The 24,440-nt window shown below is 63.2% G+C and carries 26 protein-coding genes; 7 read left to right on the forward strand and 19 right to left on the reverse strand.

The window, feature by feature from the left end; genetic code table 11:
- Positions 1 to 62: 62 nt before the first annotated feature.
- Positions 63 to 995 carry a LysR family transcriptional regulator gene (locus D3P04_RS09145; RefSeq protein ID WP_333473095.1) on the reverse strand — a complete coding sequence of 311 codons (933 nt, stop codon included), beginning with the start codon at positions 993 to 995 and terminating at the stop codon, positions 63 to 65.
- Between the two features lie 105 nt (positions 996 to 1,100).
- Here D3P04_RS09145 and D3P04_RS09150 point away from each other — a divergent pair, with 105 nt between their 5' ends.
- The gene (locus D3P04_RS09150; protein WP_119748066.1) at positions 1,101 to 1,874 is read left to right on the forward strand and encodes an SDR family oxidoreductase; all 774 of its coding nucleotides are present in this window, start codon (positions 1,101 to 1,103) and stop codon (positions 1,872 to 1,874) included.
- 88 nt (positions 1,875 to 1,962) lie between these two features.
- Here D3P04_RS09150 and D3P04_RS09155 read toward each other — a convergent pair whose 3' ends face one another.
- Together D3P04_RS09155 and D3P04_RS09160 are read right to left on the reverse strand one after the other, a co-directional pair.
- Complete coding sequence (locus D3P04_RS09155) at positions 1,963 to 3,030, reverse strand: sulfotransferase (RefSeq protein ID WP_232844942.1); 1,068 nt, start codon at positions 3,028 to 3,030, stop codon at positions 1,963 to 1,965.
- Entirely contained in the window at positions 3,027 to 3,617 is a 591-nt protein-coding gene (locus D3P04_RS09160; protein ID WP_119748068.1) for a TetR/AcrR family transcriptional regulator, read from the reverse strand. The genes D3P04_RS09155 and D3P04_RS09160 overlap by 4 nt, the downstream gene beginning before the upstream one ends.
- 91 nt (positions 3,618 to 3,708) lie before the next feature.
- Between D3P04_RS09160 and D3P04_RS09165 the strand changes: the two genes are divergently transcribed.
- From D3P04_RS09165 to D3P04_RS09180, 4 genes are read left to right on the forward strand one after another with little or no spacing between them, the layout of a single operon-like run.
- A complete protein-coding gene (locus D3P04_RS09165) occupies positions 3,709 to 4,695 on the forward strand; it encodes a 3-oxoacyl-[acyl-carrier-protein] synthase III C-terminal domain-containing protein (protein ID WP_119748070.1) in 987 nt (328 codons plus the stop codon).
- Positions 4,695 to 5,627, forward strand: a complete 933-nt coding sequence (locus D3P04_RS09170) for an NAD-dependent epimerase/dehydratase family protein (protein WP_119748072.1) — start codon at positions 4,695 to 4,697, stop codon at positions 5,625 to 5,627. The genes D3P04_RS09165 and D3P04_RS09170 overlap by 1 nt, the downstream gene beginning before the upstream one ends.
- Complete coding sequence (locus D3P04_RS09175; RefSeq protein WP_119748074.1) at positions 5,615 to 6,397, forward strand: MBL fold metallo-hydrolase; 783 nt, start codon at positions 5,615 to 5,617, stop codon at positions 6,395 to 6,397. The genes D3P04_RS09170 and D3P04_RS09175 overlap by 13 nt, the downstream gene beginning before the upstream one ends.
- Positions 6,394 to 7,683, forward strand: a complete 1,290-nt coding sequence (locus tag D3P04_RS09180) for a F390 synthetase-related protein (RefSeq protein ID WP_119748076.1) — start codon at positions 6,394 to 6,396, stop codon at positions 7,681 to 7,683. Before D3P04_RS09175 ends, D3P04_RS09180 begins: the two co-directional genes overlap by 4 nt.
- Before the next feature lie 140 nt (positions 7,684 to 7,823).
- Here D3P04_RS09180 and D3P04_RS09185 read toward each other — a convergent pair whose 3' ends face one another.
- The 3 genes from D3P04_RS09185 to D3P04_RS09195 all read right to left on the reverse strand — a co-directional run bounded on the left by D3P04_RS09185 (position 7,824) and on the right by D3P04_RS09195 (position 11,562).
- Positions 7,824 to 10,127: a xanthine dehydrogenase family protein molybdopterin-binding subunit gene (locus tag D3P04_RS09185; protein ID WP_119748078.1), complete on the reverse strand. Its 2,304-nt coding sequence runs from the start codon at positions 10,125 to 10,127 to the stop codon at positions 7,824 to 7,826.
- Positions 10,124 to 10,582 carry a (2Fe-2S)-binding protein gene (locus tag D3P04_RS09190; protein ID WP_119748080.1) on the reverse strand — a complete coding sequence of 153 codons (459 nt, stop codon included), beginning with the start codon at positions 10,580 to 10,582 and terminating at the stop codon, positions 10,124 to 10,126. Before D3P04_RS09190 ends, D3P04_RS09185 begins: the two co-directional genes overlap by 4 nt.
- Before the next feature lie 332 nt (positions 10,583 to 10,914).
- Positions 10,915 to 11,562 (reverse strand): winged helix-turn-helix transcriptional regulator, encoded by a 648-nt coding sequence (locus D3P04_RS09195; protein ID WP_232844943.1) that lies wholly within the window; start codon positions 11,560 to 11,562, stop codon positions 10,915 to 10,917.
- 109 nt (positions 11,563 to 11,671) lie between these two features.
- On the opposite strand from D3P04_RS09195, the gene D3P04_RS09200 reads away from it, so the two are divergent.
- Together D3P04_RS09200 and D3P04_RS09205 are read left to right on the forward strand one after the other, a co-directional pair.
- A complete protein-coding gene (locus D3P04_RS09200) occupies positions 11,672 to 12,112 on the forward strand; it encodes a VOC family protein (protein WP_119748082.1) in 441 nt (146 codons plus the stop codon).
- A gap of 126 nt (positions 12,113 to 12,238) precedes the next feature.
- On the forward strand, positions 12,239 to 12,946 hold the full coding sequence (locus D3P04_RS09205) for a DUF899 family protein (protein WP_220475294.1): 708 nt from the start codon (positions 12,239 to 12,241) through the stop codon (positions 12,944 to 12,946).
- Positions 12,947 to 13,071: 125 nt separating this feature from the next.
- Here D3P04_RS09205 and D3P04_RS09210 read toward each other — a convergent pair whose 3' ends face one another.
- The 13 genes from D3P04_RS09210 to phnF form a co-directional block, all read right to left on the reverse strand.
- Positions 13,072 to 13,680, reverse strand: coding sequence for a DapH/DapD/GlmU-related protein (locus D3P04_RS09210; RefSeq protein ID WP_119748084.1), 609 nt, complete (start codon positions 13,678 to 13,680; stop codon positions 13,072 to 13,074).
- Positions 13,681 to 13,774: 94 nt separating this feature from the next.
- Complete coding sequence (phnE, locus tag D3P04_RS09215) at positions 13,775 to 14,590, reverse strand: phosphonate ABC transporter, permease protein PhnE (RefSeq protein WP_119748086.1); 816 nt, start codon at positions 14,588 to 14,590, stop codon at positions 13,775 to 13,777.
- The gene (phnE, locus tag D3P04_RS09220; protein ID WP_119748087.1) at positions 14,590 to 15,495 is read right to left on the reverse strand and encodes a phosphonate ABC transporter, permease protein PhnE; all 906 of its coding nucleotides are present in this window, start codon (positions 15,493 to 15,495) and stop codon (positions 14,590 to 14,592) included. The genes phnE (D3P04_RS09215) and phnE (D3P04_RS09220) overlap by 1 nt, the downstream gene beginning before the upstream one ends.
- A gap of 82 nt (positions 15,496 to 15,577) precedes the next feature.
- A complete protein-coding gene (gene phnD / locus D3P04_RS09225; protein ID WP_119748089.1) occupies positions 15,578 to 16,480 on the reverse strand; it encodes a phosphonate ABC transporter substrate-binding protein in 903 nt (300 codons plus the stop codon).
- Between the two features lie 16 nt (positions 16,481 to 16,496).
- Positions 16,497 to 17,303 carry a phosphonate ABC transporter ATP-binding protein gene (phnC, locus tag D3P04_RS09230; RefSeq protein ID WP_119748091.1) on the reverse strand — a complete coding sequence of 269 codons (807 nt, stop codon included), beginning with the start codon at positions 17,301 to 17,303 and terminating at the stop codon, positions 16,497 to 16,499.
- Between the two features lie 77 nt (positions 17,304 to 17,380).
- Positions 17,381 to 18,577: an alpha-D-ribose 1-methylphosphonate 5-triphosphate diphosphatase gene (locus tag D3P04_RS09235; RefSeq protein WP_119748093.1), complete on the reverse strand. Its 1,197-nt coding sequence runs from the start codon at positions 18,575 to 18,577 to the stop codon at positions 17,381 to 17,383.
- Positions 18,564 to 19,316, reverse strand: coding sequence for a phosphonate C-P lyase system protein PhnL (locus D3P04_RS09240; protein WP_119748095.1), 753 nt, complete (start codon positions 19,314 to 19,316; stop codon positions 18,564 to 18,566). Before D3P04_RS09240 ends, D3P04_RS09235 begins: the two co-directional genes overlap by 14 nt.
- A gap of 9 nt (positions 19,317 to 19,325) precedes the next feature.
- Entirely contained in the window at positions 19,326 to 20,153 is an 828-nt protein-coding gene (locus tag D3P04_RS09245; protein WP_232844944.1) for an ATP-binding cassette domain-containing protein, read from the reverse strand.
- Entirely contained in the window at positions 20,150 to 21,064 is a 915-nt protein-coding gene (locus D3P04_RS09250) for an alpha-D-ribose 1-methylphosphonate 5-phosphate C-P-lyase PhnJ (protein ID WP_119748099.1), read from the reverse strand. The genes D3P04_RS09245 and D3P04_RS09250 overlap by 4 nt, the downstream gene beginning before the upstream one ends.
- A complete protein-coding gene (locus tag D3P04_RS09255) occupies positions 21,061 to 22,215 on the reverse strand; it encodes a carbon-phosphorus lyase complex subunit PhnI (protein ID WP_119748101.1) in 1,155 nt (384 codons plus the stop codon). The genes D3P04_RS09250 and D3P04_RS09255 overlap by 4 nt, the downstream gene beginning before the upstream one ends.
- On the reverse strand, positions 22,215 to 22,745 hold the full coding sequence (gene phnH / locus D3P04_RS09260) for a phosphonate C-P lyase system protein PhnH (RefSeq protein ID WP_119748103.1): 531 nt from the start codon (positions 22,743 to 22,745) through the stop codon (positions 22,215 to 22,217). The genes D3P04_RS09255 and phnH overlap by 1 nt, the downstream gene beginning before the upstream one ends.
- Positions 22,745 to 23,224 carry a phosphonate C-P lyase system protein PhnG gene (gene phnG, locus D3P04_RS09265; protein ID WP_232844945.1) on the reverse strand — a complete coding sequence of 160 codons (480 nt, stop codon included), beginning with the start codon at positions 23,222 to 23,224 and terminating at the stop codon, positions 22,745 to 22,747. The genes phnH and phnG overlap by 1 nt, the downstream gene beginning before the upstream one ends.
- Positions 23,221 to 23,964: a phosphonate metabolism transcriptional regulator PhnF gene (gene phnF / locus D3P04_RS09270; protein ID WP_119748105.1), complete on the reverse strand. Its 744-nt coding sequence runs from the start codon at positions 23,962 to 23,964 to the stop codon at positions 23,221 to 23,223. Before phnF ends, phnG begins: the two co-directional genes overlap by 4 nt.
- Positions 23,965 to 24,440: the final 476 nt, after the last annotated feature.

The raw sequence follows: 24,440 nt of genomic DNA on the forward strand, positions 1-24,440 counted from the left end.
ATAGCTTCAAAAACAGAGCATCAGTTCTCACTGAATTGAGATACGCGACCCATTGCGCCGGCTCAAAGCGCCTCTCGTTTCAGCAGCGCCTCCAGCCAATCGGCAAAAACCTGAAGCCGGCGGGAAAGATGCTGGCGATGGGGATAGAGCAGCGTCATGGGCAGGGGCTCGGCGCGGTGGCCGGGCATCACCTCGATGAGCTCGCCCGCTTCGAGATGGCGTCTGACGTCATAGGCGGGAATCTGGATAAGACCGAGGCCCGCCAGACAAGAGGCGATATAGGCTTCCGCGCTGTTGACGGTGACACGGCCTCGCATCGGCATGGATCGCACCGCGCCATCCTCGCCCCATTCCCACGCCTCGACACGCCCGGTCGACGGCGAGGCGTAGTTGACCGCCAGATGATCATGCAGATCGTCCGGCGATTCGGGGATGCCATGACGTTCCAGATAGGCGGGGCTTGCGACATTGATCAGCGGCAGGTCGCCGATCGACCGCGCGATCAGGCCGGAATCGGTGAGCGGTCCAACCCGCAGGACACAATCGACGCTTTCCTCGACAAGGTTGACGGCACGGTCGGTGACACCGAAATCAATGTCGATCTCGGGATAAGCGTCAAGAAAGGCCGGCAATGCCGGTGTGATGAGCAGGCGCCCGATGCGGCCCGGAACGTCGATACGCAGCCTGCCCGAGGGCATTGCCGATTGCCGGAAGATGTTTTCGGTTTCTTCAACATCCGCGATCAGCCGCAAGCAGCGTTCATAGAAGGTCGAACCGTCCTGTGTCGGGGAAACGACCCTGGTGGTTCGGTGCAGAAGCCTCGCGCCGACACGGGCTTCCAGCTCTTGCACCGCCGCCGACACCGAAGAGCGTGGCATGCTTAGCCTGTCTGCCGCGCGGGTGAAGCTCGAACATTCGACGACCCGGGCAAAAATGCGGAAAAGATCAATACGGTCCAAGCGGGAACGGCCCCCATTGTCCAGAAATTGCGACAAGTGATGTCAGAATGATCACCTTTATAGGGAAATGATAGACGATATCCTGTGTCCTCGGAAGCGGCTGCATGGCGTGGCCGTATATTTTGAAAGGAAGCTGACGTCATGACCGACCACAGTATCAAGGGTAAGACCGTCATCATTGCCGGCGGCGCAAAGAATCTCGGCCAGCTGATCGCGCGCGACCTTGCCGGGCACGGCGCAAAGGCAATCGCGATCCACTATAACAGCGCCGCCACGAAGGCGGATGCCGATGCGACGATAGCGGCAATCAAAGCCGCCGGAGCCGAAGCGGTCGCCTTTCAGGCGGATCTTACGACCGCTGGCGCGATGGAAAAGCTGTTCGCCGATGTCGTGGCCGCTGTCGGCAGGCCGGATATCGCCATAAACACCGTCGGCAAGGTGTTGAAGAAACCCATGCTCGACATCTCGGAAGCCGAATATGACGAGATGAGCGCGGTCAATGCGAAATCTGCCTTCTTCTTCCTTAAAGAGGCCGGCAAACATGTCAACGACAACGGCAAAATCTGCACATTGGTGACCTCGCTGCTTGGGGCTTTCACACCCTTTTACGCTGCCTATGCAGGCACCAAGGCGCCGGTGGAACATTTCACCCGCGCGGCCTCCAAGGAGTTTGGCGAGCGCGGCATCTCGGTAACGGCGATCGGCCCCGGGCCAATGGACACGCCGTTCTTCTATCCTGCCGAGGGTGAGGACGCAGTCGCTTATCACAAGACGGCGGCCGCGCTGTCGCAATTCTCGAAAACCGGCTTGACCGATATCGAGGATATCGTCCCCTATATCCGCTTCATGGTGTCAGAAGGCTGGTGGATGACCGGCCAGACCATCCTCGTCAATGGCGGCTATACGACGAAATAGAGGATCGCCCTACCTCCCGCCGGGTTGCCGGTGCGGTTGCGACATCAATCGCCGCCGCGCCTGCCGCTTAGCGGGAGACATTCCCGGATTATCGCGCTATGGGCGTCAGGCCCGCGGTAAATTCTGCAAGCGCGGCCTCGCCCGGCGCGCATGCCTGTGCAAGTTCGTCACGCTCGACAGAACCAAGCGACGCCAATCGCGAAGGGCGGCGTTCCGGCAACCGCGCTGCCCGGTCGAGCCAGACGGAAGGGGCATCGCATCCCAGATGGGCGGCCAGTGCCCTGATCCACGGAACAGGGTCGCGGCACAGATCCTCGTATCGCAGGATCATCGGCTGCGCACCGCCAAGACCCGCCAGCCCGCGAATGGTGATTGCCGACCAGAAGGCCCCGGTCTGTGCCAGCGTCGGGCGGTGCGAGATGATGCGGCGCACCCCGGACGAACCAGCCAGGGCGGCGATCAGGGGCCACAGGGCGCCGCGACCGAAATGGCGGTCGGGGTGCAAGAGGTCGATACCCAGAAACCCCAGCCTGCGCCAGCACCAGATGGCAAGGCGCGCCGCCGGATAGTCGCGCATGGACAGCGCCGTCTCGGATCCGTTGCGGGTCAGCAGGACCAGCGCCGCGTCAGGAAACATGCCGCGCAGCGTCTTTGCGGCAACCAGTGAACCGCCCGAACGCTCGACCCAGATCTCGCGGCCTCCCAATTGCCGGGCAAGGTCATTGAACAGCGCCCGGTAATGGTCGGCAAGCGTCGCGCACGGCGCAGCGGCGATACGTGCCGCCAGCATATCGAACAGGGCATCGGGATCATCGCAAAGATGCGGAAGGGTGACAGCCAGGATCGGCGGGCAGTGCCAGGGATCATGCGCCGGGCCCTCCCTGCGCCCATACAGAAACTCGCCCGGGGCGGCATCCGGATTGGCCACCTGCGACATGGCGGCAGAGGGCGTGGCGAGATGCGACCAGAAACGCGCCCCGTTCAGAACGGCGGGGCGGAAGGCGTTGTGCCCGGCAGAGGCGAACAGTTCGGACACCGACAGGACCGCCGGATGCTCCCGCAGGATATTCGAGACCAGCGTCGAGCCGCAACGGGCCGAGCCGAGCATCAGCGCAGCCCGCATCGCAGGAGCCGCCTCGCCAGTCAGCGAGCTCATTCGGCGCCAGCTTGGATAGAGGCGATCATACGCTCGACCGCCGCATGGGCCAGATCCATCGGCTTCTGCCGGGTGATCAGATCCAGCCGCTCGATGGCGGCCAGCGCGACGATGCCATGCACGGACAGCAAAAGCTGTTCGGCCAGCAGGCGCGGGTCGCCCTTCGGTTCAAGCGCCGTGATCGGCTGGGCGATACGGTCGATCAGACCGTCGATCTGCGCCAGATACCAGTCGGGAAAGACGCCCGTTATCCGTGGTCCCTCGAAAAAGGCGCGCCAGACCGCGCGGCGGTCCAGCATGAAGCCGACATAGACCTCGGCCAGCGCAAGCAACCGGACCCGCGGCTCGCTGTCGCCGACGCCATCCACCAATCGCGCCAGATCGACCAGCGCCTGCCGGTTCACCTCTTGCAGCACCCCGCTCATGCCATCGAACAGGTTGTAGATGGTGCCGGGCGTCGTTTTGACCGATTTCGCCAGCGCACGCGCGGTCAGCGCAGCCGGACCGCCTTCCTCCAACAGCAGCTTGGCAGCCTTGATGACCTGAATTCGCAGGGTATCGTGATTGTATTGTCTGGGTCGGGCCATGGTGTTCCTGAACAGTGTTCAAAAATATTCTTGACAGATCGGGGTAGCTTTGTCAACGTTAGTGAACGTTGTTCAATAATGGTACCGAAAGATGTCATTCAGCAACCTTACAATCACCGGGACCGGCAGCTATCTGCCGCGCCGGGTCCTGCACTCGACCGAAATCGACAGCCAGATGGGCTGGCTCCCGGGCAGTTGCGAAAAGCGTTACGGCATCGCCGCCCGCCATGTCGCGGATGAAGGGGAAACCACCTCGTTCATGGCGGCGCAAGCGGCCCTGCAGGCAATGGAGATGGCGGGCTGCGCGCCCGGAGATCTGGACATGCTCCTTGGCGCCTGTGGCGTCATGGAACAGCCTATTCCCTCGACGGCGGCGCTGGTGCAGGACCGGCTGGGGCTGGGCCGTTCGGGGATCGCGGCCTTCGATGTGAACGCCACCTGCCTGAGCTTCCTGCAAGCGCTGGATCTGGCGGCAATGCAGATCACGCTTGGCCGGGCGCGGCGCGTGCTGGTATTTTCATCGGACATCGCCTCGGTCGGACTGGATTGGAACCATCCCGAAGCGGCGGCCATCTTCGGCGATGGCGCGGCGGCGGCGGTGATCGAGGCAGGGGGCGACGGCGCGGTGCTGGCCCATGATTTCCGCACCTATGCGCATGGCCGCGATGCCTGCGTGTTGGCGGCGGGAGGAACCCGGGTCAATCCAGCACGCGGCATCGGTCCGGGCGAGGACCGCTTTCATATGGATGGCAACAAGGCCTTCAGGATCGCCTCGCGCTATCTGCCCCGCTTCATGCAAAGATTGTTGCAGGCGGCCGGGGTCGAGCTTGACGCGGTCGGTTGCATCGTGCCGCATCAGGCCAGCGCGCAGGCCCTGCAGCATGCGGTCCGCAACCTGTGGCTTCGCCCCGAACGGGTCATCGACATCTTTGCCCGGATCGGTAACCAGATCGCCGCCTCGATCCCGACGGCTCTGGATCATGCGGTCCGCTCGGGGCGGCTGCAGCGGGGCGATACGGCCCTGCTGGTCGGGACCTCGGCAGGGATCTCGATCGGCGGCATGATGGTGCGGTTCTGATGCGGGCGCTGGTGACAGGGGCCAGCGGCTGCCTTGGCCGGGCATTGGTCGAGCAGTTGGAAACGCATGGCTGGAAGATCGCGACCACCGCCCGGCGACCCGCAGACCTGCCCGGCTTTCACGCCGCCGATCTGATCACGGCCGATCTGGCGCCGCTGGTTGACGGCAGCGACGTGGTCTTCCACTGCGCGGCGCTGAGTTCGGCATGGGGCAGCAGGGCGCAGTTTCATGCCGCCAATGTGCAGGCGACCGGGCGTCTGATCGCTGCCGCCGAACGGGCCGGGGTCAAACGCTTCGTATTCGCCTCTTCGCCCAGCATCTATGCCGACGGAAGCGACCGGCTGAACTTGCCCGAGGACGCGCCGCTGCCGCTGCGGCCGCTGTCCTTCTATGCCGAAAGCAAGCTCTTGGCCGAGCAGATGGTGCTGGCCCATCGCGGAAACATGCGCTGCACGGCGATCCGGCCACGCGCCATCTATGGCCGCCATGACCGGGCGCTGCTGCCGCGCGTGATCGACGCCCTGCGGCATGGCCGCGTGCCGATGATCCGTGGCGGCCGGGCGCTGATCGACCTGACTCATCGCCATGACGCGGCGCGGGCAATGATGCTGGCCGCCTCCGGTCCGCATGGCGGGGTCTGGAACATCACATCGGGGGAAACCTTCCAGTTCCGCGAACTGGTCACGATGATCGCCGAGCGTGGCGGGTTGCCCCTGCGCACCCTGCCGCTGCCGCATGGGCTGGCCCGCGGGCTTGCGGCCCTTTCGGAACGCGTTGCCCGGGCACGGAACGGACCCGAGCCGCGGCTGACCTTGCAGGCGGTCGCCTCGCTGGGCAGCAGTCTGACACTGGACATCTCGGCCGCCCGCCGGGATCTGGGATATCGACCACGAGTCGGTTTTGTGGAAGGAGCAGCAGAATGCTTCGCCTGAGGACGCTGCAGATCGGTGAATGCCACGCACCCGCCTGGGCGGCGGGCCTTCCCGGCCTGCGCGGCACGACCTTCCCCGCGCTTGCGACATTGATCGAGACGGACAGCGCCTGCGTTCTGGTGGATACCGGCTATGGCCCGGCCTTCTTCACCGCGACCCGGGGCTTTCCGGCGCGGTTCTATCGCTGGCTGACGCCGGTGCATCTGCCCCGGTCCCGGCATCTGCCGGACCAGTTGCCGCGATTGCCGGATCTGATCTTCCTGACTCATATGCATGCCGATCACAGCGCAGGGCTGATCGACCTGCCCAAGAATATTCCCGTCATCGCTTCCGCCGAGGCAATCGCGGATCTGCGGGCCCGTGGCGATCTGTCCAGTCTCGGCGCCGCCTGCCCGCCAAGGCTGCGCGACGCAATACTGACCCGCAACCCGCAACCGCTCGAGAGAGGGCCGCAGATTGCAACCGGGCTGGAGGAATTTCCGCTGGGTCACGACCTGCTTGGTGACAAGCGTCTGATCGCCATTCCCCTGCCCGGCCACGGCACCGGCCAGACCGGCATCTGGATTCCCGAGATCGCGCGCTTCCTGATCGCCGATGCCGCCTTCGGCCGCCGCTCACTGCGCGAGAACCGCCTGCCGCCCGGCGTCGTGCTGTCACGGCTGGGCGATGCGGCCCGCTATCGGCAGACCTTCGCCCGGCTGCGCGCGCTGCTGCAGCGCCGCCCGGATATCACCGTGGATCCCTCGCATTGCCCGGAGGTGGCCGGATGAGCCTGTCCGCTTTCCTGCGCAGCCGCTATGGCCGCGGCTTCGCCTCGCGTGCCGAGATCGAGGCACATCACGATGCGGCCTTTCGGCGGTTCCGGGCAAAGGTCATGCCCCGTTCTCCCTTCTACCGCGACATGACCGGGCTGCCGCTGGCGCAACTGCCGCGCATGAACAAGGCCCGGCTGATGGAGGAATTTTCGGCCATCAATACCTGCGGCATAGATCGCGATCAGGCCATTCAGATCGCCCTGAGCGCCGAAACCAGCCGGGATTTCAGCCCGCTGATCGGCGACATCTCGGTTGGTCTGTCCACCGGCACATCCGGCCAGCGGGGTCTGTTCCTCGCGACATCCGGCGAAAGGCGGCTATGGGCGGCAATCATGCTGGGCCGCTACTGGCCGCAATTGTGGCGGCGTCAACGCGTGGCCTTCTTCATGCGCGCCGACAATGCGCTGTATCGCAGCATGTCGAACCTTCTGGTCCGGTTCGAATTCTTCGATCTGCTCGCACCGTTCGACGAACACCTGCCACGTCTCGCTGCGCTCGATCCGACCGTCCTTGTCGCGCCCGCACAGGTTCTGGCGGTTCTTGCGCGCGAGCATATCGCCGGCCGGATCGCGCTGTCGCCGCGGCGGATCATCTCGGTCGCCGAAACGCTGTCGCCCGACGATGCCGCACTGATCCGCCATGCCTTCGGCATCGGCGCCGATCAGGTCTATCAGGCGACCGAAGGCGTGCTGGCCATGACCTGCTCCCGGGGTCAACTGCATCTGAACGAACGCTGGCTGCGCATCGACCGCGATGTGATCGATCCGGCGACCGGCGCATTCTGCCCGATCATCCACGACTTCACGCGCAAGAGCCTGCCGATCCTGAATTACCGGCTGGACGACGTTCTGATCCCCGATCCCACCCCTTGCGCCTGCGGCTGCGCCAGCCAGCACATCGCCCGGATCGAGGGCCGCGAAGATGATATCCTGTGGTGGGAGTCTGCGCAGGGTCCCCGCCTGATCACCTCCGAGGCAATCCGCACCACCATCGCCTGCTTGCCGCAGAAACTGCGTGACTACGGGATCGTTCAACGCGGCAAGGCGCTGCATATCTGGCTGGACGGCGCCGAGACGGGCGCCGAAAACGCGTTGCGCGAGCAATTATTGAATCTGGGGAGCCGTTTGAAGTGTCGCCCGCCGGAATTCGTCTTCCATACCGGCTCGCCACCCGAGATCGGCGCGAAAAGGCGCCGAATCAGGGTCGAGAAAGGCCCGCATATTGATGAGTTTCGGGCCTAGAACGAAATATCCGCCTTAAAAACCAAAACCCGCCGGTTTTGTTGCACAGATCGGCTGATGATTCACCTGTAATGATGGGGTCGTTGCGGAAAGGAAATTATCCCTTCCCGCAGCCGTTCCCCCTTACGCTGTCTTGCAGATCAGACGAACTGATCGCGGATAGGCAGCGCGCGGATGCGCTTGCCGGTCGCGGCAAAAATCGCGTTGGTGATCGCTGGAGCGACCGGAGGCAAACCGGGTTCCCCGACCCCACCCAGAGGCGAGTCATAATCAAGCGACGGGACCAGATGCGTGTGGATCTCAACCGGCGATGCGTCGATACGGGTCAGTTCGAAACCATCGAAATTCGACTGCTCGGGCACGCCGTCCTTGAACGAGATCTCGCCAAGTGTGGCAAGGCTCACTCCCTGAACAACAGCCCCTTCCAGCTGCGCGCGCACACGATCCGGCGAGATAATCGCCCCGCAATCGAACGCGATATCGACCCGCGGGAAGATCAGGCCCCCATCCTTGACCTCGACCTCGACGACAACGGCGGTATAGCTGACGAAACTGTGATGCGCCGCCAGCCCCAATCCCCTGCCTTCGGGCAGATCGCGGCCCCATCCGGCGGCTTCGGTCGCGGCTTCGATGACCTTGCGCAGCCGGGCCGTGTCATAGGGATAAAGTTCCGGGTCCTCGCCATATACCGATGTGTCGTTCATCGCGGCACGGCTGATCTCGCGGTCCGGTCCCAGCAGCTCCAGAAGATACTCCTTGTGATCCCGGCCCGCAGCCGCCGCAAGCTCCGCCGCGAAGCTCTGCACCGCGAAGGCATGCGGGATATTGTAGACCGATCTGAACCACCCGATGCGGGTATGGGCCGCGGCTTCCGGGTTCTCGACACGCAGATTCGGGATATCGAACGGGTTGTCCACCGCCCCCATCCCCAACTCGCCCGCCGACTGATGGACGACATCCGGCTCGAATGTCGAGCCGATACTCGGTGCCACCGTCCGATGAAGCCATGCCACAGTCTTGCCGTTTTCATCCAGCCCGCCCTCAAGGCGCTCTACCGAAACCGTGTGGAAGAAATCATGCTGGATGTCGTCTTCGCGCATGAAGGTCAGCTTCACCGGACGACCATCAAGCGCCTTCGAGATGATCGCCGCCTCGCTGGCATAGTCCGGCTTGGATTTGCGCCCGAAGCCGCCACCCAGCAGCATGGAATGGACGACCGCGTTTTCCGGCGCAAGCTCGAACCGCTTCATCAGGTCGGTACGCAGCGCCTCGGGGGCCTGAACGCTGGTCCAGACCTCGCATTTTCCATCGGCGAAACGGGCCGTCGCGGAAGGCGGCTCCATCGACGCATGGGCAAGATGGGGCAGATAATAGGATGCCGAAATCCGCTCTGCCGCATCGGCCAAAGCGGCATCCACATCGCCATCGTTCCGCATGACCTCGCCCGGTTGTTCCGAGGCGGCTTCAAGCGTTTTCCGGTACTCGGCGGAATCGTAGCTTTGATTGTCGCCGGCATCCCATTCGATTTCCAGAAGCAGACGCGCCTTGTTCGCAGCGAAAGTATTTTCCGCGACCACGGCAATGCCGCCAAGCGGCAGGAAGGCCGAAGGAATGTCGGGTGAATCGATCTCGAGAATCTCGATCACGCCCGGGACCTTGCGCGCTTCGGTATCATCATAGCTTTTGACCTTGCCGCCATAAACAGGCGGACGGGCGATCACGGCATAGACCAGCCCGTCAAGCTGCTTGTCGATCCCGTAGATCGGACTGCCGGTGGTGATGTCCAGATTATCGACATTATTGACGTCCTTGCCGATATGCTGGAAATCTTCGGGCGCCTTGAACACAAGATCTTCGGCCGCCGGAACATCGCGCTCCGCCGCCGCGCGCGCCAGTTCTCCGAAACCGAAACTGCGGTCGCTATTGGCATGCGTCACCTGATGCCCGCTTGCCCGCACCTCATCCGCCGGCACGTCCCAGCGTGACGCCGCCTCTTGTTCCAGCATCGTCCGGGCAGCGGCGCCGATCCGGCGCAATGCCTGGAAATGATGGCGCATGCTGCGCGAGCCATCGGTGTTCTGATTGCCATAAAGCGCCTGATTTCCCGGCGCCTGCTCTACCCTGATCCGCGTCAGGTCGGCCTCCAGCTCGTCGGCGATGACCGTGGCCCAGCCGGTGCGGACACCCTGCCCCATCTCGGCGCGGTTGCACAGCAGACGGACTGTGCCATCCTCTTCAATCGTCAGGAAGATCCGGGGATCGTCCTTGACACCGCCGGGCATTCCCGCCCCGCCATAAAGCTTTTCCTCTTCCGCCGACGCGCGCCGCGGCAATTGAACGGAAAGCGCGAATGTCCCGGCCGCAAGGCCAAGCAACACATTACGGCGACTGACATTCGTGACTTTCGCCCGCGTGAAATTCCGCCAGGTGACGTTGGTATTCATTGTCCCGCCCTTTCCGCTGCAAGTTTGATCGCCGCGCGAATCCGCGGATAGGTGCCACAACGGCAAATATTGCCACTCATGGAGGCGTTTATATCCTCGTCGCTGGGATCGGGCGTTTCGGACAGAAGCGAGGCGGCCTGCATGATCTGCCCCGGCTGACAATAGCCGCATTGCGCCACGTTCAACTCGCGCCACGCGACCTGAACGGGATGGTTTCCATCTTCCGACAAACCCTCGATCGTCGTGACTTCCACCCCATCGAGATCGCTGACCCATGTCTGACAAGAGCGCGTGGCGACGCCATCCAGATGCACGGTGCAAGCACCGCAAAGCCCAAGGCCGCAACCGAATTTGGTTCCGGGCATCCCTGCCAGATCGCGTAGATACCACAGTAAGGGTGTCTCGGGATCGCCGTCAAAGCTGTGTTTCGTCCCATTGACGCTGAATTCCACCATTCTTCCAACTCCTGATGCGGTGCCTGCCAAAGCCGGGACACAGGTAATCTGCGTCACCGGCGGTTTAGGTGGGTAACAGGCATGCCGGTTCCGTCCAACATGCCGCCGCTTCACCCGTCACGGGGATCAGCCTGCCTTCGCGAATCCGGAATGTCCAGTTCCCGAGTTCCCGTGCTGGCCTTCAGATAGCTTCGCACATCGCCTGCACGAAGCCTCGGCATCCCGTTGCGTAGGTTTCGGCGGCTGTATCGGTTGGACATACGAGAATTGCATCTTGTCGCCCCCCGATCACGGTGAAAGGCCAGCGCGGATCCAGATCATATGACAGGTGGTCACGGCATATCGATCTTGGGCGGCAGAGGAAATCGCGTCACGAAATCCTTGGCCAGCCTTAGGCTCCCGTCCAAGCGCAGATCGCCAGAAGCTTCCGCCTCACCGATCGGACGGCCGCCATAGACGACCGAGGCGATCGCCACAGGGGTTCCGCTGAATGTCAAATCGACATCCTCCGGCTCGTCCCGGCGAATGGCGATATCGTCGTCGGTAGCGCGCGCGATGAACCCCTCTTCCCCCAGCCGAAAACCGATCGCCGCTTCGATCCCGCCCGCATACATCGTCCGGAAGGATAGCATCAACGACGACGCCGACAGGGGCAGTGCCGGGTCATGTGCGGGCGATCTGGTCGCCCATCGGCCAAGCGCCTTAATCGCTTCTTCGCTTTCATAGCCCCAGGAGGTCAGTTCGTAGACCTGCACCGACGCAGGCGGCGGCAGTTTGCGCCGGAACACGATCCCGGCCTGCTCCAGCCCCGCGAGCCTCTGGGTCAGCACATTGGCGCTGATCCCGTTGAGACTGGCCCGAATATCGCCAAAGCGGCGCGGGCCGAACATGAGTTCACGCATCACCAGCAGCGCCCAACGTTCCCCGATCAGTTCCATCGCGAATGCAGCGCCACAGGCGTCGTCATACCAGCGTTTCATTGCCGATTCACTCTTATTGGTTATCTTTATTAACTTTAGTATTGCTTTTTTTAACCTATTGGGGAATCGTCGTCAAATATCGAATCTCGAAATTCAGGGAGGCACCGAAATGCCCAGAATGATCTTTGTAAACCTGCCCGTCGCCGATGTCGAAAAATCCGCCGCCTTCTATCAGGCAATCGGCGCCACCAGGGATGAACGCTTCTGCCAGGAGGCCACGACAGCGATGATGACCTTCTCGGATACGATTACATTCATGCTGCTGAGCCATGAGCGTTTTGCCGATTTCACATCGAAGCAGATCATCGACGCCAATACCCAGGTCGAAGCGCTGTTCTGCCTTAGCGAAAACAGCCGCGAGGCTGTCGATGCAACTTTGGCAAAGGCGCTCGCGGCGGGGGGCAAGGCCGATCCGACACCGCGTCAGGAGATGGGCGATTTCATGTATGGCCGCAGCTTCGAGGATCTCGACGGTCATATCTTCGAAGTGATGTGGATGGATGTCGACAAGGCGATGGCGACGTGGAGCGAAGGCGCGGCGGCGCAATGACGCCCTGATGCCACGCCCGCACATGTCAGCGAAACGGCATGGCAAAAGACACGAAAATTCACCAACAGACCGGCGTCGTCGGGCGCCAACAGGATCGCACGACGGCCGGTCAGGGAAGGAGACAGAATGATGGCCGGGACCGGAAATCTCGTATCCGCAACACAGCTTGCCCGATTGAACGAAACCAGCTTCCCCAATGAATCCTCCGAATATCGCAAGGCGCGAAATGCATTGCTTGCCGAAGAAATCGAGTTGCGCCGCCATATCTGGCGCGTCGGAGAGATGCGGCGCGCGCTTCCGCCGGGTGGTGAGGTCACTGCGGATTACCGCTTCGTCGGCACGGAGGGCGAGGTCGGCCTCGACGCGCTGTTCGGCAAGCATGACACGCTCGTCATCTACAGCATGATGTATGGCCCGGGGCGCAAGCAGGGCTGCCCGATGTGTACCGCGCAGCTCAGCTCATGGGATCCGGAAGTTCCGCATCTGGAACGGCGGATCGCGCTCGCGGTCGTCGCGCGATCTCCTTACGAACGGATCGCCGCCTATGGGCGCGAACGCGGCTGGAGACATCTCAGGCTCTATTCCGATCCAGGCGGCGATTTCACCGAGGATTTCGTCGGCGGCCGCGATTCCGACATGCCTGCCTACACGGTCTTTCAACGCCAGGACGGCAGGATCCGTCATTTCTACAGCGCCGAGGGCAATTCGAAAATGGCCGATCCCGGTCAGGATCCGCATAATGCGCCCGATATGAATCCGCTATGGATCCTGCTTGACACCACGCCCGAAGGCCGGGGCACAGACTGGTATCCGAAGCTGGCATATGACGACTGAACATCTGCGCCCGCGCAAGATCCGGGGATTGCTACGGGGTCTTTTGTGACGTCTTCATCAGGACCCACGGAATAACGACGCGATGCCCCGTCAGGCCCGGAACGCACCCCGGCTTCCCGGTCCCATCAGCGGTATTTCTCGATGAAGGCGTCGATGGGCAGGGCGCGTATATCGGACAGCGCGCTGGCCAGTTCCTGATGCGGCCAGTCCCACCAGGCGATCTGTTGCAGTGCCTCGGCCTGCATTTCTGTAAAACGGCGGCGGATCGGGCGGGCAGGCACGCCGCCGACGATGGTATAGGGGGCAACGTCCTTCGACACCACCGCGCCCGCGCCGATCACCGCGCCATTGCCGACGCTGACGCCCGCCAGCACCGTCGCCCCGTGGCCGATCCAGACGTCATGGCCGATGCTCACCCAATGGTCGCGGCGCCAGCGGAAAAATTCGTCCTCGTCCTCGCCCAGCCCGAACTGCGCCGCGCGATAGGTGAAATGATGCTGAGAGGCGCGCCATATCGGATGATTGCCCGGATTGATCCGCGCATCCTCGGCGATCGAGCAGAACTTGCCGATGGTGGACCAGATCACGTTACTGCCCGAGACAATATAGGAATAATCGCCAAGGCTGCTTTCGCGCATCGTCACATTGGCCTGCACCTCGGTCCAGCGGCCCAGTTGGCAATCCATCACCCGTGCAGTGGCATGGACATTCGGCGCCTCGTTCAGTTTCTTCATCTTTGCAGTTTTCCATTTGTGGATAATTCAACGGCCGATCCGGCCGTGCGGCATCGGGTGCCGCAAATTCGACGGAACGAAGCCGGGCGGGGTCTCATGCCGAAGAGGGCCGGATCAGCCGCCTGCGGATCCATCCGGACAGCCCGTCGATCAGATAGACCATGATGATAATCAGAATGATGATCGACCAGGTTTCGTCCCAGCGATAGGCGCCCATCCGGTCGGCCAGCAGAAAGCCGATCCCGCCTGCGCCCACGATCCCCAGAATAGTGCCCGACCGGACATTGGATTCGAAATTGTACAGCGTGATCGACATCAGGACCGGCATCACCTGCGGCAACAGACCGATGCGGATCCCCTGAAGTACCGACCCGCCCGAAGCCTGAACGCCTTCGACCGGCCGGGACGATGTGTTCTCGATCGCCTCGGCATAAAGCTTGGCCAGCACGCCGATCTCGCTGACCGCGATTGCCAGCACACCTGCCAGCGGACCAAGGCCGAAGGCGCGAATGAAGATCAGCGCAAGGATCAGCGTCTCGAAAGCGCGGATCACATCGAAGCCGCGCCGCAAACCGAAGCGCGGCCATCCCATGCGGTTGATCGTCCGGGCGCCCAGAAAGGACAAGGGAAAGGCCACCAGCGCCCCCAGAAACGTGCCCAGAAAGGCCATGGCCAGCGTTTCGCCCAATCCCTGCAGGATTTGCGAAAACTCGCTCCATTCGGTCCACAGATGCGGCGGAAACATGAAGGACAACACATTTCCCAGCCGCCCCAGCCCCTGCCAGATCCGCTGCGGCGAAAAGCCGAAATCATAGAGGCACCAGCAGAACAGGGCCGCAAAACCGATCCAGAACAGACGCTGGCGCAAGCGGTGCGGTCGGGGCGGTATGATCAGGGATGTGCCGGACATCAGGTACCCTCCAGTCCGATGACGCGATGGCGCAACCGTTCCGACCCCCAGTCGATCAGGCAGACGGTCGCAAGAATTATCAGAAACAGCGCCGACAGGTCGGTATATTCCTGCAGGCTGACGGCGGTGCGCAGCTCCTGCCCCAGACCGCCCGCGCCCACATAGCCGATGATCGAGGACGAGCGGACATTGATCTCGAAGCGCAGCAGCGTATAGCTGAGCGTGTTCGGCAGCACTTGCGGGACCACGCCATAGCGCATCTGCTCGAACCAGGTTCCGCCCGCGGCGCGCACGCCCTCGACGGGGCGCATGTCCACATTCTCGTTTGCCTCGGAATAGAGTTTGCCAAGCGCACCGGCGCAATGCAGCGCAATTGCCAGCACGCCCGCCATGGGTCCGACTCCGAAACAGAAGACGAAGATCAGTGCCCAGACCAGATCCGGCACGGTGCGGGCGATCTCGAGGAAGCGGCGGGTGATCCATGTCAGCAAGGGCGACGGCGACAGGTTCCAGGCCGCAGGAAAAGACAGCAGAAACCCGGCCGCGACGCCAAGCGAGGTCGCCATGAAGGCGATCAGCAGCGTTTCAAGCAGCAGGTCGGCCCAGATCGGCCAACGCCAGAACCACTGGACCAGATCCGCATCCAGACTCGACCAGTTCAGGTCAGGGATGGTCTTGGCGACGTAATCACCCAGATTTGGCAGCCCGGCGAGCAGGATCCAGCGTTCCTCGCGAGAACCATCCGGCATGGTGATCTGGGTCACGCGGAAGAAATTCGCCATATCCGTGGTAACCCACAAGGCCACTGCCAGGATCGCCGCGACCAGCCAGAAGAACAGGCGCATACGGCGGCGGCGATTGCGATAATCCGCCTCGAACGCGGCGATTGTGCAGGTTGCTGTCATGCGTCCCGACCGGGCAAAGCCCGCCTTTCATTGAATCGGTGATGGGGGCGGCGGCACCGCCTCCACCGGACCGGACATCCGGTCAGCTGCGGCGCCGGGATTTCAGCCATTCGCGCATGTCCACGATCCATTGATAGCGGTCGTGATCCACCTCGACAAAGCCCTTCGCAGTGGCGACATCCCCGCCGCTGATCGCCCGAAATGCCTCGGGCGCATCTTCGGGCGCGCGCAGATAGGCCTGCTTGATATCTTCGATCAGATCTTCGGGCAAATTGGTGCGCACGGTAACCGGGCCGTTGGTGATCTCGGGCGATTCCCAGATCCAGCAGATTTCGCCCTCTTCGATCATGCCCTTCGAGACCATGCGCTGCGGGACACCGTTGACCTCGTTGTTGATATTGGTCGCGGCGGCATCGAACTGACGGTTGACGACCCCCTGAACCCCGGCCTCATGGCTGCCCGAAAACGTTGTCGCACTGAAGAATGTGGACGGATCATAGCCTTGCTGCACCAGATTATAGCTTGGCACGGCATAGCCCGACGTCGAGTCCGGATCGGCAAAGGCCAGAACCTTGCCCTCCAGATCGTCAAGGCTGTCATAACCAGCATCGCAGCGCACCGCGATGATCGAATAATAACCGGTCGAACCGTCCTCTTCCTGCGAGGCGAGGATCGGGCGCACGCCGCCTTCGGTCTCGGTCCAGGCGGCGGCATAGGCGGATGAGCCCAGGCTGGCGAACTCGATCTGACCAGCGGCAAGCGCCTGCACGATGCCGTCATAACTGCCGGCGGTATAGATCTCGACCTCGACGCCGAATGTCTCGGCCAGATAGGCGCGCCAGGGCTCCCATCGCGCCATGCGGTCGGCTTCGTTTTCAGACGAGGTCACGCCGATGCGAAGGATACGGTAATCCTCGGTCCAGTCTTCGGCCATGACAGGCAGGGCCGCAGTCGTCAGCAGCAAGGTAACAACTAGGGTTTTCATGGGGTGCTCCGATAATTCAGGCCAGCTCCAGCCGGCGCAGGGATGTCGAGGTGACGGATTCGTCGATCTGACCCAGACCGTCGGTTCCATAAAGGTCGCGCACGACATCCGGCGTCAGCTGTCGGGCGGTTCCGTCGAACATGACCCGCCCCGCCCGCATCGCGACGATTCGATCGCAATAGGCCCGGGCGGTGTCCAGGGTATGCAGGTTGACCAATACGGTCAGCCCGTCTTCGCGATTGATCCGGCGCAGGGCATCCATGACGCGGGTGGCGTTGCCGGGATCCAGGCTGGCGATGGGCTCATCCGCCAGCATGACATGCGGGCGCTGGACCAATGCGCGGGCGATAGCGACCCGCTGTTGCTGACCGCCCGACAGATTGCCTGCCCGCTCCAGCGCCTTATGCGCCATCCCCAGCCGATCCAGTGCATGAAAGGCCAGTTCCCGCTCGGCTTCGCTGAAACGCATCGTCAGGGACGAGATCAACCCGTGATCGGCAATCCGTCCGACCAGCACATTGGTCAGCACATCCAGCCTGTCGACCAGATTGAACTGCTGGAAGATCATCGCGCAATCGCGCCGCCATTGCCGCAGCGCGCGCCCGCGCAGCCCGGTGATCTCGCGGCTGCCGAAGTGGATGCCGCCCTCGCTGCGCTCAACCAACCGGTTGATCAGCCGCAGCAGCGTGGATTTTCCGGCTCCCGACGGGCCGATGATGCCGACGAACTGGCCAGCTGGAATATCAAGCGAAACCCGGTCCACAGCCCGCGTATCGCCAAAGCGGCAACAAATGCCGTCAAGGGAAAGCATGTTCTGTTCCATGTGAACAGTTTCTCCCGGTTCTGCGACGATCAGATATCGTCCGAATGAATTTTTAACGACGATTTCGGCAGCGAAGGTCAGGATGCCGGTTCAAATTCGGCAGTAACGACCTGCGGCTGGTGGCGCAGGCTGCCATCGGAAAAGATGAACCGCCCTCCCCGCAGCGTCGCCCGCACATGACCGATGCCGTCGTCGCTGGCGACCACCAGATCGGCACGCTTGCCGATCTCGATACTGCCGCGATCGGGCAATCCCAATGCGCGTGCCGCATTGGCCGAAGACAGCCGCACCGCGCCAGCCAGCCCGTCGGGATCGGTTCCCGCCAGTTCCAGCACCGCCGGCAGCATGGCGGACGGGTGGTAATCCGACGCCAGAATGTCCAGCAGCCCGTGACTATGCGCCTCGCGCGCCGAGAGATTGCCCGAATAGCTTTGCCCGCGCAGCGCGTTCGGAGCCCCCATCGCCGTAGCCAGCCCGTGGGCACGGGCTTCGCGCGCGGCATCCTCGGTCACCGGAAACTCGCTGATCGACACGCCGAGACCGGCCATCATGGCCACCTTTTCGATCGTGTCGTCGTCATGGCTGGCCAACCCCACCCCATGCGCGCGACAGGTCGCGGAAATCGCCGCCAGCGTCGCCGCAAGTTCCTCGGCCGGGCGGGTCCGCTCGGCGATGCGCAGGGTAACGGCATCCGTGGCCTCGGCCTCGGACAGTCCTTTTTCCCGCATGGTCCGCTGGATCACCCGTTCCAGATCGCGATACTGGCCCTGCCCGGGGGTGTGATCGGTCAGCGAAATCAGCGAGACATGGCCTTCTGTGATCAGCGCCTCTATCACCTCGAGCGCCTTGGGAAAGGTAATCTCGAACCGCGCATGGACACGGTGATCCACAAGAAGATCGTCGCGCATTGCATTCAGCGCCCGGATCACCCCGCTGGTGTGGTCATAGCTGCGCAGATGCCCGTAAGTCGAAGAGGGGCTGAAGGACAGCGCCGCATAGGCCGTGGTGAATCCCGAGCCGGCCAGCTTGCGGTCCAGATCGCGCAAGCCCAGTTCCATCGGCATCCTGACGCTTGGGCGCGGTTCGATCTCGCGTTCGATCATGTCGCCATGCATGTCGATGAAGCCGGGCAGCAGCAGCAGACCGTCGCCCCAGATGGCAGCGCCGGGCACCGCGCGATCGGCCAGTTCGACGATCGTCCCGTTCTCGATCCGGACCGAGCCGGTGGGCAGCACCCGGTCCGGCAGCACCACCCGAAAATCACTTAGCCACATTACTGGTCTCCTTGTTGTCAAGATTCAGTTCGGCATCGATCAGCCCGGCAACATCGCCCGGATGGTGAAAGACGCCGATCATCGCCACGCCCTGCGCCTTCAGCGCCGCCAGACGCCGCACCAGTGCCGCCCGCGCGCCCGCATCCAGCGAGGCGGTCGGCTCATCCAGCAGCAACAACCGCTGCGGCAGGATCAGCGCGCGGGCAAGATTGACCTTTTGCTGCTCGCCCCCCGAAAAGGTCGAGGGATAGGCCGCCCATAGCTCGCGCTTGACGCCGAATTCGGCCAGTGCGGCCCGCGCGACCGCCAGCGCCTCGGCGGCGGGCCGCCCGGCAAGGCGCAGCGGTTCGGCAACCAGATCCTCAGCCGGGACACGCGGGCGGGCGTTCAGGAACTGGGTGACAAACCCGATCTCGCGCCGTCGCAGCAGCGCCACATCGACATCGGCAGCGCGGGCAAGATCGATCCGCCCTTCTGCGGTGTTCAGCCAGACATGACCCGCCTGCGGCAGATAGCTGCGGTAAAGCGTGCGCAGCAGCGTCGATTTCCCGGCGCCGTTATGGCCGGTCAGCAACAGGAACTGCCCCGGCATTATCCGGAAACCGATCCCCGAAAAGGCATCCAGCCGCTGCCCCAGATGATGCATGTCGAAATGCTTGGCCAGCCCCTCGACCTCGATCACGGGCAGATCCGGCGCAAGGCTTGCAGAGGCGGCGGGCATGGCGGTTTGGACGATCATTTTCAGCCTTTACAGTTTGGCGTGGACAAGGGCCTGGGTGTAGGGATGCTGGGGATCCTGAAAGATCTGGTCGGCCAGCCCTTCCTCGACCACCCGCCCCTTGCGCATGACCATGACGCGGTCGGCCATGGTGCGGATGACGCCCAGATCGTGACTGACCAGCACCATGGTGATCGCCCGGTCGCGCTGCAGCCGCTTCAGCGTATCCAGAACCAGCGCCTGAACCGAAACATCCAGCCCCGTGGTCGGCTCGTCCAGCAGCAGCAGTGCAGGTTCCAGCGCGATGGCCTTGGCCAGTTGCACCCTTTGCTGCATGCCGCCCGACAGTTCGACCGGGCGGGCATCCATCCGCTCCAATGGGAATTCCGAGGCATCCAGCGCCTCGCGCGCCCGCGACCTCAGCACCGAGAAACGACGCTCGCCCGCGATCAGCAGCCGTTCGGCGACATTGCCCGATGACGAATTCTCCATCAGCAGCCCCAGATGCGGGTTCTGATAGACGATGCCGATATGGCGCGCGCACAGCATCCGCCGCGCGTAACGGTCGAGATCGAACAGATTGCCGGCGGATCCCGGAATGGCCAGCCGGTAATCGCCGCTGTCCGGGCTGTCTTCCAGATTCATCATCCTGAGCAGCGTCGATTTGCCCGAGCCGCTTTCGCCGACGATGCCAAGAACCTCGCCGGGATAGACGGTAGCGGATACATCCTGCAACGCGACGACCGTGCCGAAACGACGATTGATTCCGGTCATGGACAAGATCGGCGCTGCGCTCATCAGGCGCGGCAGATCGCGGGTCGGGCCCTGGGCGGGGGCGTCCATAGGATACAGGGTCACGACATCGCTCCGTTCCGGTACCAGGTTGCGCCGATTTCGACTGCCTCGCCTTCGGCGCGGCGGATCGCCTTGATGCCGAAATGGCTGTCGGACAGTTCATGCCGCGAATCTCCGCCGGCCTGCGGAATTTCGTTCATGAAGAAGCCGGTGACGCCCGAGCGGTGGCAGACAAGACTGGCGTGATCCTCGACCCGAAAGGGAATGTCCGCAAAAGCCAGCGGCTCGACGCGGGTGAAAGGGGGAACGGCGAAGATACGCTTCTCGCGCCCTGCCGACAGGAGCGTCAGGTGACGCGCCATGTTCAGCTTGGGCAGATCCCAGCGTGGGATCGGCGACGGCGTCATGACATGCCGGTCATTGACCATCGCCGGATAAGATGCCCCCTGCATGATCCGCCCCGAGCGCACGATCTGTTCGTAAAGCACCAGCCACAGCCGCCCGTAATCGGCATCGGCATGCATCTGGCGGGCCACAGACATGTTCGGCTGAACCGGCCGCAATGGCTCGGGATTGGGTACCTGCAGGACAAGGATCTGATCCTCGCGCAGCCTCTCTTCGGGGATGCGGTGGCGCGATTGCAGGATCGTGGCTTCCTGCGTGTCCCAGGTGCCGCGAGCGCCCGTTACCTTCTCGACGAATTGCCGGATCGAGACGGCGTTCACGCTGTCATCCGCGCCCTGGTCGATCACCTTGACGACCGAGCCGGGGTTGACCAGCGTCAGTGTCACCTGCAACCCGCCGGTACCCCAGCCACGCGCCATCGGCACCTCGCGGCTGGCATAGGGTATCTGGCAACCGGGAACGGCGACGGCCTTCAGCATGGCGCGGCGCAACTCTCGTTTGGCAGAGGGATCCAGAAAGCCATAGCTCATTGCCTGCCATGGCCGGGTCAGTTCGCCGAGCGCCGTCATTCTGTGGTCTCCCTGATCGGTTCGACGGGGTCGGGCAGCGCGGCAGCTGCGCTTGCCCCTGCGGAATCCCCGGACCTGTCCGAACAACCGGCAGGCGGGCCGGTCTCTGTGGTGGCTGCCCCACCCGCCTTGGCGTCGCGCATCGCATCCAGCGAGGACTGGAACGTGACGTAATGTGGCAGCTTGAAATGGATGCAAAAGCCCGAAGCCTCGACAGGTTCGGTGTGATAGAGAAAGAATTCCTCTTCGGTCGGTGCGCCCTTGGCCGCGCCAGCCGCATTCAGATCCAGCGTCGCGGCCGAGATCACCTTGACCTCATTCCAGCCAAGCGTGGCGGCAAAGCCCAGCCGGATCCGGGTCCCACCATTCTTGGCAGCAACCTCGGCCTGCGAAATCTTCACCCGCCCGGCCGAAAAAACTGTTCCGCGCGGATGACGGACACGCAGTTCGGCCTCGGCCAACCGCAATTCGTTGACGGTGGGATGGGCATTGCCATAGCCCCGCATGGCGGAATAACCCAGCGCCAGCACGCCGCCGCTATCGGCGCGGGCAAGGCTTTGCAGGCGGTGCGCGCGCGGGGCCGGGAACAACAGGGGTTCCCTTGTCAGATCCGGGATCGCATCGGGGGCGACCTCTTCGCGCGGGGGATCGGCGACCAGACCCTGCGCCTTCTGCCATGCGGCAAGCGAGGGATGGTGCGGCGGCGCGGGGTGATCAGCCTTCTGAACCGGAGCGGGGGTCAGGGGCTGGTCCTCAAGCACCCCGGTGGCAAGGATGCGATGTGAATAATCCAGCGTCGGACCAAGGATTTGGCCGCCGGGAATGTCCTTGAAGGCGGCAGAAATGCGGCGAAGGGTGAAAAGCCGGTCCTGCGTCACCGGCTGGGCGATGGCCAGACGCGGCTGGGTGGTCCGCCATGCGCGCAGCAAAAGCACCGCCTCGTACAGATCGCCACCTGTCTGGGCCAGCGCCAATGCCGCCAGTTCGGGTTCGTAAAGCGACGCCTCGCCCATCACCCGATCCACCAGCCAGGGCAGGCTGCGGGCAATGGCGGTCACCCGGTCGCGGTCGACAGGCCCCAGATCTTCGCGGTAAAGCCGTTCCGCCTGAGCGATGGCGCGTTCACCTCCGCGGGTTGCGACATAGGCCATCAAAGCACCTCGATATGGGTCGAACGCGGCAGACCGATCACCTGCGCATTCTCGACAAGAAACAGATCGAATCCCATCGGATAGGGTCCGCACGCATCGCGCAGCGACCAAAGCGCCGGATTCACCAAGGGAGCGATACGGATCCCGGTCTCGATGCCCGGACCGGTCAGCCGCAGCGACGGGCCGCCCGTCAGCGTGGCAGCCAGCAGCAATGTCGCGCCGTCTTCGGGATGCAGGGCCGATCCCACCGATGCGCTGCCCGCCGCGGTCAACGGATCGCCCGAAAGGAACAGGTAATCCGCCAAAGCGGGCTCCTCCATCCGGCAACCGGTCCGCGCAAGGGCCGGGATCAGCGCCGGATCGTCGGTAAAGACCGCGCATTCCAGATCGACCAGCGCCAGTGCGGCTGAACGCAACCCCGGTTCGGGCAGGTTGTGGATCTGCCCCGGACGCGACAATGAGCCGATCAAAGCTTCGAAGGCTGCATTGTCGCGGATTTCCTCCTGATCGGGACGAGGGATGACGTTCATCAGAAAGTCTCCATCTCGACCCGGGTGGCCTCGACCGCACGCAGGGTATCGCGGTCCCTCGCAGCGATATCTGCCGCCTCTTCGCTCAGGAAATCCGCGATCCTGTCTGACTGTACGTTTTCCTGGGCGGCCGCATCCACTACCGCCATGGCCATGGCACGTTCCAGATCGCGGCCAATCACCATGCCATAGCCTTCTGTCCCAGACGGCAGGCGCAAATGCGCTTCGGCGACCAGAACCTCGCCCAGATGGAAATCCGTGCCCTGCACCGTGTCGCGCATCGGCAGCATGACAAGGCCGGTGCCGCTTTTCAGGATCTCGGGGGCGGGCAGCGACGGCAACAGCGTCTCGGCCAGCGCCTTCAGCCGCGCAACATCGGCCCGCGCGAGCGTCTCCAGCAGTTGCGCGTGATTTCCCAACTCGGGCGCGACCGGGGCATCTTCCTGAAACATCCTATCCTCTTCGGTTTTGCCGGTCATGACCTGTGATCCTGATCCCCAGCGGTTGGCAGGGGATCGGTATCCAGCGTGAACTGCACGCGTTCCGCCGACCAGATTCCCTGCGAATGACCGATAGGTCGGCCTTCCATATCCACATCGGTCTTTTGCATGACCATCACCGGTAGCGCCGGATGCTGAGCCAGCAACAATGCTTCGTCTTTCCGGGCACGGCGAGCGAAAACGCTGGTCGAGCGGCGGAGGTAATCGGCAATCCCGTAAGCGCGATAAATATCGGTGATCTTCTCGCCACGGCTCCGGCGCTGTCCGAAATCGGCAAACCGGTCTGCGGGATGCCATGAAAGGCCGATGCTGATCGGCACGTCATCGGCCAGTCCGCGCGTCAGCACCCGATGCACCGGCGCGCCTTCGGGCAATTCCAGCGCACGGGCTACGGCGGCAGGCGCAGAAACCTGCCCGACCTCGATCACGTCACCCCCCGGCGCGACGCCCTGCTCGCGCAGATTCTGGCGGAAACGTGTACGCCGGCCGATCTGATAGTTGATCAGCGGCGCCGCCTCGACAAAGGTGCCGCGCCCCTGTTCGACGCGCAGCTTGCCATCGACCACCAGCGCATCGATGGCCCGGCGTATCGAATGGCGGCCGATCCCGAAATGGCGGCAAAGCTCGGGCTCGGTTGGCAACCGTTCGCCCGGCGCGTATTCACCGCGCATGATATCTTCTGTCAATCGATCCCGGATCATTTGCCAATTGGTCTGCATGCGCCCGCCCCAGTCATTCGGATGAATGTTCCATATCGGTGCGGTATGACAGTCCGGTGAAGAAATGACCTGTAAAACGCCCCTGTCATGCGGTTTCACAGGAACGACACAAAACGATCATCCAGCCGGCACCGACCGGTCGAGGTCGCTATTCAAGGCAGATCAGCAGGCAGCGGTCGCAGCATCCGAAATCTTGATGAGAACCGCAGCGCGAAACTGATGCAGGGGAGCCAGAGCGTGTGGCGCTGAATCGGAAAGGCCGGTTACTTGCGTCCTGCGATGGCCGGGGGCGCCGCCCCGTCGCCGGCAGGTCTCTCGGACCAGTGGCGCGACCCCGCCGGCGACCCCCGAGGTATTTACCGCAAAGAAGAAGGGGAGGAGGAAAGGACGTGAATCCGGGCAGGTGCGAGATGCTCTGGCGGGGTTTTGCCGGGCAGCAGAGATCCGGCGGTTCGCTTCCAGAGGAATGCCCGGAT

Source organism: Paracoccus onubensis (assembly GCF_003591515.1).
In the GTDB taxonomy this organism is placed as follows: Bacteria; Pseudomonadota; Alphaproteobacteria; order Rhodobacterales; family Rhodobacteraceae; genus Paracoccus; species Paracoccus onubensis.